The sequence below is a fragment of the Kribbella albertanoniae genome, assembly GCF_004348455.1.
GTDB classification, from domain to species: Bacteria; Actinomycetota; Actinomycetes; order Propionibacteriales; family Kribbellaceae; genus Kribbella; species Kribbella albertanoniae.
Window position 1 is genome coordinate 1 of sequence record NZ_SMKA01000212.1, and the last position, 16,763, is coordinate 16,763.

The 16,763-nt window shown below is 68.2% G+C and carries 15 protein-coding genes; 8 read left to right on the top strand and 7 right to left on the bottom strand.

Features of this window, described 5'->3' with window-relative positions:
- Nucleotides 1-746 precede the first annotated feature (746 nt).
- Genes E1261_RS32815 through deoC form a run of 3 tightly spaced genes read right to left on the bottom strand, consistent with a single transcriptional unit; the run spans nucleotide 747 to nucleotide 4,012 of the window.
- Entirely contained in the window at nucleotides 747-1,622 is an 876-nt protein-coding gene (locus E1261_RS32815; RefSeq protein ID WP_132413499.1) for an aldehyde dehydrogenase family protein, read from the bottom strand.
- Complete coding sequence (locus E1261_RS32820) at nucleotides 1,612-3,048, bottom strand: aldehyde dehydrogenase family protein (protein WP_132413501.1); 1,437 nt, start codon at nucleotides 3,046-3,048, stop codon at nucleotides 1,612-1,614. Before E1261_RS32820 ends, E1261_RS32815 begins: the two co-directional genes overlap by 11 nt.
- 7 nt (nucleotides 3,049-3,055) lie before the next feature.
- Nucleotides 3,056-4,012: a deoxyribose-phosphate aldolase gene (deoC, locus tag E1261_RS32825; RefSeq protein WP_202875232.1), complete on the bottom strand. Its 957-nt coding sequence runs from the start codon at nucleotides 4,010-4,012 to the stop codon at nucleotides 3,056-3,058.
- Between the two features lie 46 nt (nucleotides 4,013-4,058).
- Between deoC and E1261_RS32830 the strand changes: the two genes are divergently transcribed.
- The 4 genes from E1261_RS32830 to E1261_RS32845 all read left to right on the top strand — a co-directional run bounded on the left by E1261_RS32830 (nucleotide 4,059) and on the right by E1261_RS32845 (nucleotide 7,173).
- Nucleotides 4,059-4,619 (top strand): PH domain-containing protein, encoded by a 561-nt coding sequence (locus E1261_RS32830; RefSeq protein WP_132413505.1) that lies wholly within the window; start codon nucleotides 4,059-4,061, stop codon nucleotides 4,617-4,619.
- 59 nt (nucleotides 4,620-4,678) lie between these two features.
- Nucleotides 4,679-5,512 (top strand): alpha/beta hydrolase-fold protein, encoded by an 834-nt coding sequence (locus tag E1261_RS32835; RefSeq protein WP_238176568.1) that lies wholly within the window; start codon nucleotides 4,679-4,681, stop codon nucleotides 5,510-5,512.
- 123 nt (nucleotides 5,513-5,635) lie between these two features.
- Nucleotides 5,636-6,568: a neutral zinc metallopeptidase gene (locus E1261_RS32840; protein ID WP_132413509.1), complete on the top strand. Its 933-nt coding sequence runs from the start codon at nucleotides 5,636-5,638 to the stop codon at nucleotides 6,566-6,568.
- Between the two features lie 158 nt (nucleotides 6,569-6,726).
- Nucleotides 6,727-7,173: a hypothetical protein gene (locus tag E1261_RS32845; protein ID WP_132413511.1), complete on the top strand. Its 447-nt coding sequence runs from the start codon at nucleotides 6,727-6,729 to the stop codon at nucleotides 7,171-7,173.
- A gap of 1 nt (nucleotide 7,174) precedes the next feature.
- Here E1261_RS32845 and E1261_RS32850 read toward each other — a convergent pair whose 3' ends face one another.
- Nucleotides 7,175-8,803: a phospho-sugar mutase gene (locus tag E1261_RS32850; RefSeq protein ID WP_132413513.1), complete on the bottom strand. Its 1,629-nt coding sequence runs from the start codon at nucleotides 8,801-8,803 to the stop codon at nucleotides 7,175-7,177.
- Nucleotides 8,804-8,926: 123 nt separating this feature from the next.
- A complete protein-coding gene (locus E1261_RS32855; protein WP_132413515.1) occupies nucleotides 8,927-9,388 on the bottom strand; it encodes a gamma-glutamylcyclotransferase in 462 nt (153 codons plus the stop codon).
- 31 nt (nucleotides 9,389-9,419) lie between these two features.
- Here E1261_RS32855 and E1261_RS32860 point away from each other — a divergent pair, with 31 nt between their 5' ends.
- Complete coding sequence (locus E1261_RS32860) at nucleotides 9,420-10,799, top strand: NAD(P)H-quinone dehydrogenase (RefSeq protein WP_132413517.1); 1,380 nt, start codon at nucleotides 9,420-9,422, stop codon at nucleotides 10,797-10,799.
- Between the two features lie 113 nt (nucleotides 10,800-10,912).
- Here E1261_RS32860 and E1261_RS32865 read toward each other — a convergent pair whose 3' ends face one another.
- Both E1261_RS32865 and E1261_RS32870 read right to left on the bottom strand, forming a co-directional pair.
- Complete coding sequence (locus E1261_RS32865) at nucleotides 10,913-11,608, bottom strand: hypothetical protein (protein WP_132413519.1); 696 nt, start codon at nucleotides 11,606-11,608, stop codon at nucleotides 10,913-10,915.
- 153 nt (nucleotides 11,609-11,761) lie between these two features.
- Entirely contained in the window at nucleotides 11,762-12,559 is a 798-nt protein-coding gene (locus E1261_RS32870; protein WP_132413521.1) for a hypothetical protein, read from the bottom strand.
- A gap of 163 nt (nucleotides 12,560-12,722) precedes the next feature.
- On the opposite strand from E1261_RS32870, the gene E1261_RS32875 reads away from it, so the two are divergent.
- The 3 genes from E1261_RS32875 (at nucleotide 12,723) to E1261_RS32885 (ending at nucleotide 16,720) form a co-directional block, all read left to right on the top strand.
- On the top strand, nucleotides 12,723-14,273 hold the full coding sequence (locus E1261_RS32875) for an N-acetylmuramoyl-L-alanine amidase (RefSeq protein WP_132413523.1): 1,551 nt from the start codon (nucleotides 12,723-12,725) through the stop codon (nucleotides 14,271-14,273).
- Nucleotides 14,270-15,490 carry a SpoIID/LytB domain-containing protein gene (locus tag E1261_RS32880; RefSeq protein WP_132413525.1) on the top strand — a complete coding sequence of 407 codons (1,221 nt, stop codon included), beginning with the start codon at nucleotides 14,270-14,272 and terminating at the stop codon, nucleotides 15,488-15,490. The genes E1261_RS32875 and E1261_RS32880 overlap by 4 nt, the downstream gene beginning before the upstream one ends.
- 78 nt (nucleotides 15,491-15,568) lie before the next feature.
- On the top strand, nucleotides 15,569-16,720 hold the full coding sequence (locus E1261_RS32885; RefSeq protein WP_132413527.1) for a glycoside hydrolase family 76 protein: 1,152 nt from the start codon (nucleotides 15,569-15,571) through the stop codon (nucleotides 16,718-16,720).
- Nucleotides 16,721-16,763 lie beyond the last annotated feature (43 nt).

The following is a 16,763-nucleotide window of genomic DNA, read 5'->3' on the forward strand; positions in this document are numbered from 1 at the left end:
ACCCCGCCCGGTACCCGCCTCCTCCGGCGAACCCCTCACCTCAGTGGTTATCCCTCCAACTGAGGGGTTGCCCATCGAAATTCTCAGTGGGCAACCCCCCCAACTCGAGGGGCAACCCCAAGGCCGGCTAGCCAAGGCGGCTCGGGCGACGTCAACCGAGCCCGTCGCGGTTAGCCCAGCGCCGTGATTAACGTCCGAACGCGCGGAGGCCCGCCCTCCGGTCTTTCGGACGTTAGCCCAGGGCCGTGATTAACGTCCGAAGGAGCGGAGGGCCGCCCTCCGGTCTTTCGGACGTTACGACGGTGGCGTGAAGTGGACGTTGCCCGGGCTGACGGGCTTCGGCTGAGGTAGGTGAGTTGCAGTCGTCGGATCGGGGCCGTTGAGGGCCGCTCGCCTGGTACCTGCGTGTTGACGGGTTGGGGAGTGCTACCCGTCGTTTTCGGGTGGTAGGGCTCCCCAGCGCCGGCCCACCGCGCCCCGGACAACCCGATCTGCCTCGAGTCACCGCGACTGATCGTCCGGGGAGCCCGAACCACTGCGATGGATCAGTGGAAGGCCTCCGCACTGGCGGCAACCGAAGCCCGTCAGCCCCAGGCAACGATCACCTCTGGCCGCCGGCCTCACCAACCGGCCCAGCCACCAGATGCCGTTGGGTGGGCCGGAGACAGTTTGTGGTGGCGGGGGACCTGTGGCAACAGGTCTCCGGCCGTCGGTGGGTGTCTCCGGGCACCAGTGGTGGCCGGAGACTAGATGCCGATGGGGTGCCAGACGGTTTTGAGTTCTAGGTATTGGGTTAGGCGGGAGAGGCCGGGGGATTCGGTCCAGTCCTCGGGGGCGGGGCGGCGTACCCGCTTGAGGTTTTCGGCGGCTGCGGCTTCCAGGTCGCGGGCTTCGTCCGCACTCTCGATGCCGCAGAGGTCGATGGCGTTGACGTCCATGTGGGAGGCCAGCCAGGTGCCGATCTCGGAGGCTGAACCGGTGAGCAGGTTGACGACGCCGCCGGGGAGGTCGGAGGTGGCCATCACCTCGCCGAGGGTGATGGCGGGCAGCGGGCGCTCGTACGACGAGACGGCGACGACCGTGTTGCCGGAGACGATGGCGGGGGCGATCACCGAGGTCAGGCCGAGCAGGCTGGAGTCCTGCGGGGCGAGGACCGCGACCACGCCGGTTGCCTCGGGCAACGAGAAGTCGAAGTACGGGCCGGCCACCGGGTTGCTGGAGCCGACGACCTGGGCGAGTTTGTCGGCCCAGCCGGCGTACCAGACCCAGCGGTCGATCGACGCGTCCACGACCGCGCGGGCCTTGGAGATCGACAGACCTTCGGAGGCGGCGACCTCGGAGCTGAACTGCTCGTGCCGCCCCTCCATCACCTCGGCGACCCGGTAGAGCACCTGACCACGGTTGTACGCCGTCTTGGCCGACCAGCTGCCGAACGCCTTGCGGGCGGCGACGACCGCGTCCCGGGCGTCCTTGCGGGAGGCCTGGGAGGCGTTCGCGAGGAACTTGCCCTTGGCGTTGCTGACGACGTACGTGCGGCCGGATTCGCTGCGTGGGAAGGCGCCGCCGACGTACAGCTTGTAGGTCTTGCGGACCTCTAGGCGAGCATTGTCCTTAGTGGGCAAGGTAAGCCTCCAGGCCGTGACGGCCGCCTTCGCGGCCGTAGCCCGACTCCTTGTAGCCGCCGAACGGCGAGGTCGGGTCGAAGCGGTTGAACGTGTTGGCCCAGACCACGCCGGCGCGCAGCTGGTTGGCCATCCAGAGGATCCGGGAACCCTTCTCGGTCCAGATCCCGGCGGACAGCCCGAAAGGCGTGTTGTTCGCCTTCTCCACGGCCTCTTGAGGAGTCCGGAAGGTCAGCACCGACAGCACCGGCCCGAAGATCTCCTCGCGGGCGATCCGGTGCGCCTGCGAGACCCCGGTGAAGACGGTCGGCGGGAACCAGTAGCCCTGCGCCGGCAGCTCGCACTCGGGCGACCAGCGCTCGGAGCCCTCGTCCTCACCGACCTGCGACAGCTCACGGATCTTCGCCAGCTGGGCCGACGAGTTGATCGCGCCGATATCCGTGTTCTTGTCGAGCGGATCGCCGACCCGCAGTGAGCTCATCCGGCGCTTCAGTCGCGCCAGGACCTCGTCGTACACACTCTCCTGGACCAGCAGCCGCGAACCCGCGCAGCAGACGTGACCCTGGTTGAAGAAGATGCCGTTGACGATGCCCTCGATGGTCTGGTCGATCGGGGCGTCCTCGAAGACGATGTTCGCCGCCTTGCCGCCGAGCTCCAGCGTGACCGCCTTGTCGGTGCCCGCGACGGACTTCGCGATCGCGCGGCCGACCGCGGTCGAACCGGTGAAGGCGACCTTGTTCACATCCGGGTGCTCGACCAGCGCCTGGCCGGTCCGGCCTGCGCCGGTGACGATGTTGACCACGCCTGGCGGCAGATCCGCCTGCTGGCAGATCTCCGCGAACGCGAGCGCGGTCAGCGGAGTCGTCTCGGCCGGCTTCAGTACGACGGTGTTGCCCGCGGCCAGCGCGGGTGCGATCTTCCACGCCAGCATCAGCAGCGGGAAGTTCCACGGGATGACCTGGCCGGCCACGCCCCAGGGCTGCGGATCCGCGCCAGCACCGGCGTACTCGAGCTTGTCGGCCCAGCCCGCGTAGTAGAAGAAGTGCGCGGCCACCAACGGGATGTCGACGTCACGCGACTCGCGGATCGGCTTGCCGTTGTCGAGCGACTCCAGCACGGCCAGCTCGCGCGACCGCTCCTGGATCAGCCGCGCGATCCGGTACAGGTACTTGGCCCGGTCCCGGCCGGCCATCGGCCCCCAGACCTTCTCGAAGGCCTTCCGGGCGGCGCGAACTGCTTTGTCCACATCAGCCGGGCCGGCCTCGCTGACCTCAGCGAGCACCTCCTCGGTCGAAGGGCTCACGGTCTTGAAGGGCTTGCCGTCCGTCGCCTCGACGAAGGCGCCGTTGACGAACAGCCCGTACGACGACTTGATGTCGACGATGGCCCGCGATTCGGGGGCCGGTGCGTACTCGAATCTGCTCATGCCCTCATCAGTCCAGCGTGAAGTAGTCGGGGCCGGGGTAGTGACCGGTGGCCAGCTTGGTGCGTTGCATCAGCAGGTCGTTCAGCAGGCTGGACGCGCCGAAGCGGAAGAGCTCCGGGTCCAGCCAGTCCGGTCCGGCGGTCTCGTTGACCGTGACCAGGTACTTGATCGCGTCCTTCGCGGTCCGGATCCCGCCGGCCGGTTTGACGCCGATGTGCAGGCCGGTCGACTCGTGGTAGTCGCGGACCGCCTCCAGCATCACCAGCGTGACCGGCAGGGTCGCGGCCGGGGACACCTTGCCGGTGGAGGTCTTGATGAAGTCGGCGCCGGCCAGCATCGCCAGCCAGGACGCACGCCGTACGTTGTCGTAGGTGACCAGCTCGCCGGTCTCCAGGATCACCTTGAGATGCGCGTCACCCGCGGCCTCGCGGATCGCGGCGATCTCGTCGAAGACCAGGCCGTAGCGCCCGGACAGGAACGCACCGCGGTCGATCACCATGTCGACCTCGTCGGCACCGGCCGCGACCGCGTCCTTGGTGTCCTGCATCTTGATCGCCAGACTCGAACGCCCACTGGGGAACGCGGTTGCCACACTCGCGACGTTGATCCCGGTCCCGCGCAGCTCGAACTTCGCCGTCGCCACCAGGTCCGGGTAGACACAGACCGCGGCTACCTGGGGAGCGGTCTGGTCGGCCGGGTCGGGGCGCTTGGCCTTGGCGCACAGGGCGCGCACCTTGCCCGGGGTGTCCGAGCCCTCCAGCGTGGTCAGGTCGATCATCTGGATCGCCAGGTCCAGCGCATAGGCCTTGGCGGTGGTCTTGATCGACCGGGTGCTCAGCGTGGCGGCACGAGCCTCGGCGCCGACCTGGTCGACGCCCGGCAGCCCGAGCAGGAACCGGCGCAGCCGGTCCTCGGACGAGGTCACGTCGGCCAGCGAGTCGACGCCGTTGTCGGTAGTGGTCACCCTTGCCAGCATAGTGCTCATCGAGCCAACCGGTTACGTTGTGCGGGTGAAGTCGAACGAGGCCGAGACCGAGACCTATCTGTCCACGTCCAACCGGATCTCCGGCGTGATCGTGATCGTCATCGGAGCGGTCGGGCTGCTGGACATCGTGCTGGAGTGGCGGACCGCCACCGGGCTCATGGTCGGCTGCCTGATCGCGATCCTGATGGTGCTCGCGTACTGCGGCCTGATCCGGCCCGCGGTCACTCTCAGCCCCACGAACATCGTCCTGCGTAATCACCTGCGGGACCGCGTGATTCCGTGGAACCAGGTCAGCGGTGCCGATGTCGCCGACATCCTGCGCGTGCACACGGATGCCGGCCGGTTCCGGGCACCCGGCGTACAGCTCGTCATGCGTGATCTGCGTAAGCAGCGCGTCGGCGGGCGCAAGCTCTCGCCGGACAGCTCGTTGTCCCGTGCGGACCTGGTCGTGGCCCGGATCGAAGCGCATATGGATCAGTACGGCGCCGTCGACGGTGGCGAGGTCAAGACGAACTGGGCCCGGCCCGAGCTGATCGCGATCGGCGTGCTGGCCGTGGTCGCCGGCGTGGCCGCGTTGTTGCGCTGACGATGGCCTTGTCCCGCCGCGCATTACTGGGCACAGGTGTTGCGGTAGGGGTCGCGGCGGTGGCCGGTCTGGAAACCGGTCTGATTCCCGGCCGGGCCCGCGTGCACGACGTGTTCGGGCTGACCGGTCCGGATGGTGTCGTTCCCGACGTACCGGCTGGGCCCGTGGTGTCGGGCACATTCGAGTCGTTCGGTCGCCGGACGACAGTGGGGTACTCGATCCTCTATCCCGATGGGTATCAGGCATCCGACGCCCTGCCGGTGGCGCTGGTGCTGCATGGACGTGGCGGTGATCACACCTCGGCCGTTCGTGATCTCGGCATCGACCGGTACCTGACTGCCGCCGTACAGGCTGGGTCGCCGCCGTTCGCGCTGGCGACCGTCGACGGCGGGCCGGACACGTACTGGCATCGCCGGGTGACGGACGAGGATCCGGGGTTCATGATCGACCAGGAGTTCCTTCCCCTGCTGGCGAATCGCGGTCTCGACACTGCGCGGTACGGCGTCTTCGGCTGGTCCATGGGCGGGTACGGCGCTCTGTTGTATACCGCCCTGCATGCGTGGCAGCGCCGGGTCCGCCCGGGGATGCGCGCGGTCGCGGTCGCCGCGCTCAGCCCCGCGGTGTGGCGGCGCTACGAAGATGTTGCCCCAGGCGCCTTCGACAGCCGCGAGGACTTCGAAGGCGGTCAGCTCTTCGGCCGGCAGGTCAGTCTGCAGGATGTTGCCGTGCGCATCGATTGCGGACGGGACGACCCGTTCGCCAAGGCGGCCGCGCGGTTGCGGACCGAGCTGGGCGCGGCGGGCGGGCAGCAAGCAGGTGCGCACACGCACGGATATTGGCGGCGGATGCTACCGGCCCAACTGGCGTTTCTCGGCGGACGACTCCGGCACTGACCAAAATTCGTTGGAACTGGGACGGAATCTTTGACGTCGGAGTTCGTGTCCCGACCGGCGGATGAACCCCCGGTCCCCCCAGGATGGGCCCTGACAGTCCCTGAATTTTCGAGAGTGGAGCTCATGGTCAACCTCTCCCGCACCACCCGTGGCCTGGCCGGCGTCGCTGTGCTGACCGGTCTCGCGGTTGTCGCACCGACCGGCGCCCAGGCGGCCCCGACGGCCGAGACCGGCACCCGCCCGGTGCCCGTCGTCAGCCAGGCAGCCGAGTCGGGTGCCGACGAGCACGAGCACGCCGGGCCGACCGCGTTGGCCGGCTACACCGGCCCGTCGGCGCTCAAGATCGTGCGCTACAACAAGCTCTACAAGACCGGGCCGATCCCGGCGTCGCGCTGCAAGGAGGTCGCCGTCTCGATGCGCACGGTGGCCGGCGTCAACAAGTACGCCACGCAGGTCTACAAGTGCCTGTACGCCGCCTGGAAGCCGATCCTGGCGAAGGCCGGCGCGCGGTCGACCGCGGCCCCGAAGCTGCACATCACCACGGCCCGTACCGCGAACACCCGCTGCGGCGTCGTCTCGCTGTCCCGCGCGTTCTACTGCGAGAACAACATCTACTTCCCGGCGAACGTCATCGTGAGCATGTGGAAGCAGAACTCGACGTACGCCCGGGTCTACGCGACCAACACGATGGCGCACGAGTACGGCCACCACATCCAGGAAGCGACCGGCATCATGGACGCCTCCTGGTGGCGGCAGCGGGCGATGAAGACCAACAGCGCCAAGCTGGAGGAGAGCCGTCGTCGTGAGCTGCAGGCGTCCTGCCTGGGCTCGGCGTACATCGGCGCGAACCGCCGCTTCTACCCGATGACCGGTGCGCTCTACACCGAGTGGCGCTGGCTGGTGAACCACTCGGGTGACCAGAAGGGTTACCCGCGCGACCACGGCTCGTACAAGAACCACGGCTGGTGGTCGGAGCACGGATTCTTCGCGACGAGTTCGACCACGACCTCGGCGCGCTGCAACACCTACGAATCCGCGCCGGCGCGGGTCTCCTGATTCGCACGTAACTCAGCCGCCTGGTACGCGTTGCCGTACCAGGCGGCTGTTGCGTTTTGGCGACAACCACACGATCTGCGATCGTGTGGTTACTTGTTTCGAATCCGCACGCCCTACAGTTCTGTAGTCGAACGGTCGAACGGCAGGAGTCAAGGACAGTGAACTACGACGAGTTCAACACCGAGTACGCGAAGGTGCTGGACAAGATCCAGAGCGGTAGAAGCAGTTGGTCGGAGCTGTCCGGGCATGTCACCCGGCTTCGCCAGGCGACCGCCGGGATCACGACGCCGGCGGAGCGGACCCAGGTCGCCAGCGATCTGGCCGCGTTGAGCCAGATGGTCGACATGTCCCGGCGTACCAACGACAAGGAGGACGTCTGGACGGTCACGTCCGACGCGATCCGCCGGGCCAGCAGCCAGGAGGGTTCGGTCGCCGACCGGATCAGCCGGATCGACGCCGCCATCAACGACATCACCAGCCTGGCCGGCCGGAACCCGGACGAGCGGGACGCGCTGATGCAGTCGACCAGCACCCTGCGCATCCTGCACTCGTCGCTGCAGGCCTCCCTGCGCGCCGAGCAGGCCGAGGCCGCTGCGGCGCACTGATCTACAGCCCCAGGGCTGTGGAGAGTGCTTGTTTGATTCCTTCGAGGTCCTTCGCCGCGGCGATACGCGCCGCGGCGACATCCTGGTTCTGGACCGGGATGACGACCTCGAGGTAGCACTTGAGCTTCGGCTCGGTGCCGGACGGCCGGACGACGACGCGGGCGCCTTCGGATAGCGTGTACCGAAGGCCGTCCGTCGGGGGCAACTCTGCTGACCCCTGCGCCAGGTCGTCGGTCTGTACGACGCTGTGGGTGCCCAGCGTCGTCGGGGGAGTGGCGCGCAGATTCGTCATCGCGGTCTGGATGAGGCTCAGGTCCTCGACCCGCACCGACAACTGGTCGGTGGCGTGCAGGCCGTACTTGTTGGCGAGATCGTCGAGCAGGTCGAGCAGCGTTCTGCCGTCGGCCTTCGCCCGGGCTGCCATCTCCAGCACGCGGACGAGCGTCGACACGCCGTCCTTGTCCTTCACCGCGGTGGGGTCGACGCAGTAGCCGAGCGCCTCCTCGTAGCCGAAGACGAGCTCCGGGACCCGGCCGATCCACTTGAACCCGGTGAGCGTCTCGACGTACCGGACGTCATAGGCCTTGGCGATCTTGCCGAGCAGCGACGACGAAACGATCGAGCACGCCGCCACTCCGTCGGGGCTGCTGCTGAGGAGAAACTCGCCCAGCAGTGCGCCGAGCTCGTCGCCGCGCAGCATCCGCCAGCCGTCGGGACCCGGTACGGCGACTGCACAGCGGTCCGCGTCTGGGTCGTTCGCCACGGCGATGTCGGCGCCGATCTCCCTCGCGAGCTCCAGGGCTGCGTCGATCGCGCCGGGCTCTTCCGGGTTCGGGAAGTGCACCGTCGGGAAGTCCGGGTCGGGGTCGGCCTGGGATGCAACAACCGCCGGTACGGCGAACCCGGCGCGCGCGACTGCGTCCTCGGCCAGGATCCGCCCGACGCCGTGCAGGGGCGTGTAAGCGACGTTCAGCTCTCTCGGCGCCTCGGCCGGTACCAGCTGGGCAATGCGGTCCAGATAGGCGTTCAGGAGCTCGTCACCGATGGTCTGCCAGTCGTCGCCGCGCGGAACCGACTCCAGCTGGCCGACCGCGGCGATGGCGGCCGCGATCTCCGCGTCCGCGGGCGGCACGATCTGCGAGCCGTCGCCGAGGTACACCTTGTACCCGTTGTCTTGGGGCGGGTTGTGCGAGGCCGTCACCACCACACCCGCGACCGCCTTGAGGTGCCTGATGCCGAAGGCGATCACCGGGGTCGGCGTGTGCCGATCCAGCAGGACCGCGTCCAGCCCGGCGCCTCGGACCACGGCGGCCGTGTCCTGGGCGAACACGTCCGACTTGTGCCGGGCGTCGTACCCGATCAGCACCGGCCCGTCGGTCAGCCCGTTCGCCTTCAGGTACGCCGCCAGTCCAGCGGCCGCCCGGATCACCACGACCCGGTTCATCCGGTTCGGCCCGGCCCCGACGGCACCCCGGAGCCCCGCCGTACCGAATTCCAGCGTCCCGTCAAACCGATCCGCCAGCTCGACGGTGTCATCCGCGTCCAGGAGCTGCTGCAGCTCGGCGCGGGTGTCGGGGTCAGGGTCCTCGCTCAGCCAGGCTTCGGCAGCGGCCCGCAGCTCATCAGTCACCCCCGCACATTAACGTCCGAACGATCGGAGGGCCCGCCTCCGGTTGTTCGGACGTTGAATCCGCCTCCCCGCTAACGTCCGAAGGATCGGAGGGCCCGCCTCCGGTTGTTCGGACGCTAGAGATCAGTGGCCGGAGGATTGGCAGGGGCGGGAGCGGAGTTCGGCGACGTAGTCGTCGGGGGCGCCGGCGGCTTCGGCGGCCTCGGCGAGGATGCCGACGTACCGGGCCGAGGGGAGGCCGCCTTCGTAGGCGTTCAGGACGTACATCCAGGCCAGCTGCTCGCCGTCCAGGGTCTGCACCCGGACCTGGATCTTGCGGTAGACGCCCTGGTCTATCCACTCCCACTCGTCCAGGCGCTCGATGTCCTTCGGGTGGATGTCGTAGAGCGCGACGAAGACCTGGTGGGACGGGTCCGAGGCGTCCTCGACCACCGTGGCCATCGAGCCCTCCCAGCCGAGCTCCTCACCGCCGAAGGTGAGGCGCCAGCCGACGATCCAGCCGGTACCGCGCAGCGGCGAGTACGGACAGCGCTCGGCCATTAGGTTCGGGTCCAAATTCGACGCAAACGCGGCGTACAGGGTCACGAGAAATCAGGATACGGAACAATGGCCTCTTGTGGCGCGAGTTGTGATCATCGGTGGCGGTCCTGGCGGGTACGAAGCGGCGAGTGCGGCCGCCCAATTAGGGGCGGAGGTGACAGTCGTCGATTCCGACGGGATCGGCGGTTCTGCGGTCCTGACCGACTGCGTTCCGAGCAAGACGCTGATCGCCACCGCCGAGGTGATGACGGAGGTGGAGGAGGCCGGCGAGCTCGGCCTGCGGGTCGACGACGGCGACGACGACCCGGCGAACTCCGTCTCGGTCGATCTCGGGGTGGTCAACCGGCGGGTCAAGGCGCTGGCGACCGCCCAGTCCGAGGGCATCGAGCGCCGGCTCGCCTCGGACAAGATCCGGATCATCAAGGGTCGCGGCCGCCTCGACGGGCCGGAGACGGTGGTCGTCGGCGACGAGCGGCTGGCCGCCGACGTGATCCTGATCGCCACTGGTGCAAGGCCTCGTGTGCTCAAGGGGTCCGAGCCGGACGGCGAGCGGATCCTGACCTGGGAGCAGGTCTACGAGCTCGACCATCTGCCCGAGCGGCTGATCGTCGTCGGGTCCGGTGTCACCGGTGCCGAGTTCGCCAGCGCGTACGACGCCCTGGGCAGCGACGTGGTCCTCGTCTCGTCCCGGGACCGGGTGCTGCCCGGTGAGGACGCCGACGCGGCCGCCGTACTCGAGGATGTCTTCCAGCGGCGCGGGCTGACCGTGCTGGGCAAGTCCCGGGCCGAGTCGGTCAAGCGCCAGGGCGACGGTGTCGTCGTCACCCTGACAGACGGCCGGAAGGTCGAGGGTTCGCACGCTCTGCTGGCGGTCGGTTCGCTGCCGAATACCGACGAAATGGGCTTGATCGAGTCGGGCGTGTCGCTGACCGACGGCGGCTTCGTCCAGGTCGACCGGGTCTCCCGGACCACGGCCCGTGGCGTCTACGCGGCCGGCGACTGCACCGGCGTACTGATGCTGGCCTCGGTGGCCGCGATGCAGGGCCGGATCGCGATGGCCCACGCCCTCGGCGACGCCGTCGCCCCGCTCGACCAGTCCACCGTCTCGGCGAACGTCTTCACCGCCCCCGAGATCGCCACCGTCGGCCTCACCCAGGCCGCGTTCGACGCCGGCGGCAGTACGGCGATGGTCGTCAAGGTGCCGTTGTCCGACAACGCCCGCGCCAAGATGCAGGGCGTCCGGGACGGCTTCGTCAAACTCTTCTGCCTGCCGAACACAGGCATCATCGTCGGCGGTGTCGTCGTCGCCCCGCGCGCCTCCGAGCTCATCCACCCGATCGCCCTGGCCGTCGCCGCCCGCCTCACCGTCGACCAGGTTGCAGCCTCCTTCACCGTCTACCCCTCAGTCTCCGGCTCCATAGCCGAAGCCGCCCGCCGCCTCCACCTGCGAAGCTGACAGAGGGCCGTGCAGAAGAACTGGTAGTACGTCACCTTCCCGCCGCCCCGACACCCCAGCTCACGCCTGGGCAGCCGCCATCGCCACGCCTACTAACAGTCCGTATGTACAGCTCACACCCGCTTCGTCGCGGAGTAGGCGTGGGTGACGGTTTTGCCTGAGGGGACGTAGGTGCGGTAGTCGCGGCTGCGGTTGGTGGTGATCGTGTAGGACGCGGCGCCGGTTGTCGCGTTCGGGTAGGCCCAGCCGAGGTCGGTCCAGGTGGTGGAGCCGAGGTCGCGCTTCTGGAAGAGGACGCGGCCGTGGTGGCGGACGAACTTCCCGGTCTTCTCGTTGTAGTACGTCGGGCGCGCGGTGAGCGTGGTTCGGGTGCTCTTGCGGACGCCGGTGAGCTGTACGGCGGCGCCGCACTTCGTGAGCGTCTTGGCGGAGCGGAGGATGGCCACCGGGCGGTTGTTCGCGTCGTGGGCGTAGCCGTCCTCCCAGCCGGTCCAGGTGAGTGCCTGGCCGCAGGGTGCGGTGTACGCGATGTTCAGCCAGCCACCGCCATCGACGCCGAAGCCGGATGCGTAGATGTCGGCGCCGACCGCGTTCCGGCCCATCCACATCGCGGTGTTCGCGGTCTTCGGGCAGTCGGGGCCCTTCTTGACCCAGATGTCCTGCCTCGGCGCGCGCAGCGTCAGGTTGGCCGGGAGCATCCAGGAGCAGTGGGCGGTGATTGCCTGCGGTGTGGCCTCGGCGGTGGCCGGGCCGATCAGCAGACCGGAGGCGACGACGCCGGTGGCCAGGAGCAGGGAGCGGTAACGCATGAGGTCTCCTCGAGGAAGGCGACCGTCACCCCACGGCCGCGCAGCCGGAGACTATCGCTCGGGTGTTGCTGGTGTCTGTGGAATTGCTTTGCACGTTGATGCAAAAAGGCCCCGGCAACCTGGTGGTTGCCGGGGCCTTGGAAGTGCTGGTGGTTACTCGCCGCCGAAGTCGCCGAAGTCCCAGCCGCCGGAGTCGCCACCGCCCATGTCGCCGCCGAAGTCGCCACCGCCCATGTCTCCGCCACCCATGTCGCCGCCGCCCATGTCGCCGTAGCCGCCGCCGGCGAACATGCCGCCGAGCATGGTGCCGAGGAACATGCCGGTCATCACGCCGCCCATGGCGCCGAACATGCCTTGGGCGTACGGCGAGTAGGCCGGGCCGGCCTCCCAGTACGGGACGCGCTGCGGGCCGACCATGACCTTGCGGACGTCGGGCTCGGCGCCGGCGCGGACGCGCTCGGCGTCAGCGGCGCAGGCCGGAACCTCGCGCGGTGCGCCACCGGGCGGGGCCCACTGGACGTCTTCGACCGACGGGCCGTGCTGCGGGTTGAAGAAGCACGACGGGCGCCGCTGCGGGAGGGGCTCGCCGTTCACCCGGGCGCGGACGCAGGTCGCTGCGTAGCGGCCGTCCTCGAGGATCTCGATGACGTGCTTGATCTGCTCGGCCTCGGTCACCTGACCGACGGCCTGCTTGGCCGACTCGTAGGCGTCGAGCGCGCGCTGGTAGTCCTGCCGGGCGCCGTCGCCGAGGTCCTTGCCGACCATGTCCAGGTCGAGGTCCTGCAGCTCTTCACCGAAGCGGGTGATGTCCTCGTCGGCGGTCCGCTTGACCCCCTCGAGCTCGGCCGCGGTGATCTCGTGCTGCTTGCGCGACTGCAGCTGGGTCCGCTTGTACGAGCGGTACGCCAGCACCGCGATCACCACCACAGCGATGATCAGGATGTATTCCATGTCGGCCTTCTTCAAACGTTGGGGCTGTACGGCGAGCCTACCGAACATCGCAAGCCCGGCACGCCACGCAGGGTGACCGTAATCCCCGGAATGCCGTCACTCAGCGCGCATAATCGATTACCGCCGCCCAGCGACCGCATTGCCCCCGCCGGAAGGCTGTTCGATGAGCAAGACCCTCCGACTCCTCACGCTCACCGCGACCGGTCTCGCACTGGTCGCCCCGCACGCGTTGCCAGGCGAAACCACATCCGACGATCCGGCCGAGCCGACGTACCAGGAGATCGCGATCACCGGACCGTCGGTGGCTGCCGAGACCACGCCGTTCGCGATGGTCGGTGTCACCTGGCCGGCCGGCGTGCAGGACGTCCAGGCCAAGGTCCGGGTCAAGCACGGCGACCAGTGGACCGACTGGCAGGACCTGCACGTCGAGGACGGCCACGGCCCGGATACCCCGGAAGGCAACCCCGGCACCGAGCCACTCTGGGTCGGCGATGCGACGGGTATCCAGGCTAGCGCGGTCGACGCCGCCGGTACGACGATTCCGGGCGCGAAGGTCACCCTGATCCAACCGGGCGTGCTCCCCGCCGACAGCGCCGAATCACCGGACGCGCAGGACATCGGGCCGGCCGCGAGCCGAGCGCCGTACCCGATGCCGAACGTCTGGAGCCGCAAGCGCTGGGGTGCCGACGAGCGGCTGCGGAACGTCAACAAGGGCTGCTCGCGACCGAAGTACAGCAGGACCGTGCTGGCTGCGTTCGTGCACCACACGGCCGATCGCAACGACTACACGCGGGCGCAGGTCCCGGCGATGCTGCAGGCAACCTACGCGTACCACGTCAAGAGTCGCGGCTGGTGCGACCTCGGCTACAACTTCCTCGTCGACCGCTTCGGCCGCGCCTTCGAGGGCCGGTACGGCGGCGCCCAGCTGCCCGTCCTCGGGGCGCACACGGAGTCGTTCAACGCGAACTCGTTCGGCGTCTCGCTGATCGGCAACTTCGACAAGGTCGCGCCACCGGCTTCGATGCTGGAGGCAACGGCCCGGGTCATCGCCTGGAAGCTCGACGCCAACTACCGCTCGCCGACCGCCAGTATCGTGCTCGCCCGGCATCGGGTGAACACGATCTCCGGCCACCGCGACACCAAGGCAACCGCATGCCCTGGGCAACAGTTGTACGCGAAACTTCCTTGGCTGAAGCAACGAGTTCAGACGCTGATGGGCGGCACGGTCTCGACCCCGATCTACCGGTTCGCGAAGACGATCGGATTCCGTAGCCTCGGGCAACCGTTCTGGGGTGAACACAAGACACGCACCGGCTGGGCGACGTACTTCGGGACTCGCGACATCTTCTACTCGGTCTCCACCGGCGCCCATTCGACCGCGGGTGTCTTCCGGCAGCGCTACCGCCGCATCGGCCCCGACACAGGTCTCGGCCTGCCGATCACCGAGGTCCACAACGGGCGCGTCGGCGGCACGCGGGTGCAGTCGTTCCGCGACGGCGGCTTCTACTGGACCAAGCCGTACGGCGTTCGCCCGGTGACCGGCCTGATCTACCGCAAGTACGTCGCGATCGGTGCGGAGCGGTCGCGGGTCGGCCTGCCGATGACCGACATCTACAGGGTGAAGGGCGGGTTGCGGCAGAAGTTCCAGCACGGCTGGCTCACGTACCACGCACACCGCCGTACGGTTCTCGTCCAATACCGGAGCGCCACATGAAAAAACGTGCTGTCATTGCCATCGTCATCGCGTGCACCGCCGTCAGTGCGACTGCCGAGGCTCGAGAGATCGACCCGACTGCCAGCGCGGACACCACGATCAGTGGCCGTGGTTTCGGCCACGGTCGCGGGATGTCGCAGTACGGCGCTCAGGGCGCGGCCATCGCGGGGAAGTCGGCGCAACAGATCCTCGACTTCTACTACCCAGGCACGACCGTCGGGAAGGCGACCGGGCGGATCCGGGTCCGGATCAGCGCCGACACGACCGACGGCGTACGGGTTGCCGCGGGCAACAATCTGCGGATCCGCGACCTGGCCCGGAACAAGCTCTACACGTTGCCTAAGGCATCGATGCGGAACCAATGGTCGATCGACCCGCACGGTGAGCACGGGACCAAGGTCAGCTCGTACAACACCAAGGCCCGCAAGTGGACGCTGTGGAAGACATTCCAGTCGATGACGCAGTTCGAGGGTCCGGCGCTGACGAGTCTCATCTTGCCATCCGGTGCGGTACGGCGGTATCGCGGCGGACTGCGGGCGATCGATGCTCCGGGCAAGCACCTGGACACGGTCAATGTCGTATCGCTCGAGCACTACCTGCGCGGCGTCGTACCGCGGGAGGCCTTGTCCAGTTGGCGTCCGGCCGCGTTGCAGGCGCAATCCGTTGCTGCGCGCACCTACTCGGTCTTCCATCGCAATCGCAGTGCCAAGCGGGCTTACGACCTCTGTGACACGATCGCCTGCCAGGTCTACGGCGGCTACAACGACGAAAAGAACGCGACGAATGCCGCGATTACTGCAACCGCTGGGCAGGTGCGGTTGTACAAGGGGAAGCCGATCATCGCGGAGTTTTCATCGTCGAACGGTGGTGCGACCGCGGCCGGCCAGGTCCCGTACCAGGTGATGAAGCTGGACAGTTGGGACGCGTACCCGGGGAACGGGAATCCGAACGTGACCTGGACCGTGACGCGGAAGACGGCCGCAGTACAGGCTGCGTTCGACGTCGGCACGATCCGCACGCTGCGGGTGATCCGCCGTACCGGAATCGGGCCGATGGGTGGCCGCGCGGCTCGGGTGGAGGCGATCGGGTCGAAGGGGCGTCGTGAGCTCAGCGCCGATCAGCTCCGCGGGCGGCTGCATCTGAAGTCCGCGTGGCTCGCGTTCCCGGTTGCTCCACTTGATATGTCAACTCTTGCGGATGGATCAGTCGACCGCTGACCCATTGACGGATTCTCCCTGCGCCAGTTAGAACATGACATCGATGTCATCCGTCACCGCCCACAGAGGAGCCGGTCGATGCGCAGGAAATTGGGTATATCAACTCGGATCGTGGCCGGCCTGGTGGCGGCCGCGATCGTCGGTACGCTGCAGACGTCCACGGCTGGTGCCGTGACCAGCAACGCGGCCCGCGCCAAGGCGTCCTACGACGCGATCAACAAGTACTTCAACGCCGGGCAGGACCTGCTGCTCGAGGAGTATCCGAACCAGCACCCCAACCCCTACTCGTACATCTGGCCGTACTCGCAGGCCGCGGTCGCCGCCGAGAACATCGCCGGGATCCCGGGCTCCGGCCCCAAGGCGTCCGCCGAGGCGGAACGCCGGATCGACGCCTACTCGCCGTACTGGAACGCGACGACGACGCCGAAGGGGTACGACTCCTACGTGCGCGCGCCGCTCGGTGGCGGAGGCGACAAGTTCTACGACGACAACGAATGGATCGGCCTGCACCTGATCCAGAACTACAAGCGCACCGGCGACCGTACGGCGCTCGCCCGGGCGAAGGAGATCTTCACCCTGGTCGTGCACGGGTGGGACACCGACCCGGCGCACCCGTGTGCCGGTGGCGTGTATTGGACCCAGGCGCCGTGGAGCCAGGACCGGAACACCGTGTCGAACGGTCCGGGTGCGGAGCTCGGTGCGCACCTGTATCTGCTGACCCGGGACCGGTTGTACCTGACCTGGGCGAAGCGGATGTACCAGTGGGCGCAGGACTGCATGCTCGCGCCGAACGGTCTCTACTGGGACCACATCGATCTGGCCGGGACCATCGAGAAGACGCAGTGGAGCTACAACCAGGGCGTGATGCTCGGGGCCGGCGTGTTGTTGTTCAAGGCAACCGGTGACCACCGCTACCTGCGCGACGCGAAGTCGGTCGCGAACGCCTCCCTCGGCTTCTACAACACCCGCGAGATCCTCGCCAAGAACGGCGCCGCCTTCAACTCGATCTGGTTCAAGAACCTGCTGATCTTGGACTCGGTCGCCCCTGACCCCCGCTACCGCCAAGCCATGCAGGCCTACGCCGACGACAACTGGAACACCACCCGGGACCCCGCCACCAACCTCTACAAGTTCCGCGAGGGCCCGGTAGAACTCCTCCAGCAGTCCGGCATCACCCAGGTCCACGCCCTCCTGGCCTGGCCCCGCTCCCGGTACCACCTCCTAGCCTGACCAGGACACCGCCTCCGGAACCCCCGGTGCCGCGACCTGGCCC

Bases quoted from the DNA above. Each gene is read 5' to 3' on its own strand.
- E1261_RS32820 (WP_132413501.1), bottom strand. From the start codon at position 3,048: ATGAGCAGATTCGAGTACGCACCGGCCCCCGAATCGCGGGCCATCGTC.
- E1261_RS32840 (WP_132413509.1), top strand. From the start codon at position 5,636: ATGGTCAACCTCTCCCGCACCACCCGTGGCCTGGCCGGCGTCGCTGTG.
- E1261_RS32865 (WP_132413519.1), bottom strand. From the start codon at position 11,608: ATGCGTTACCGCTCCCTGCTCCTGGCCACCGGCGTCGTCGCCTCCGGT.
- E1261_RS32870 (WP_132413521.1), bottom strand. From the start codon at position 12,559: ATGGAATACATCCTGATCATCGCTGTGGTGGTGATCGCGGTGCTGGCG.
- E1261_RS32875 (WP_132413523.1), top strand. From the start codon at position 12,723: ATGAGCAAGACCCTCCGACTCCTCACGCTCACCGCGACCGGTCTCGCA.
- E1261_RS32880 (WP_132413525.1), top strand. From the start codon at position 14,270: ATGAAAAAACGTGCTGTCATTGCCATCGTCATCGCGTGCACCGCCGTC.
- E1261_RS32885 (WP_132413527.1), top strand. From the start codon at position 15,569: ATGCGCAGGAAATTGGGTATATCAACTCGGATCGTGGCCGGCCTGGTG.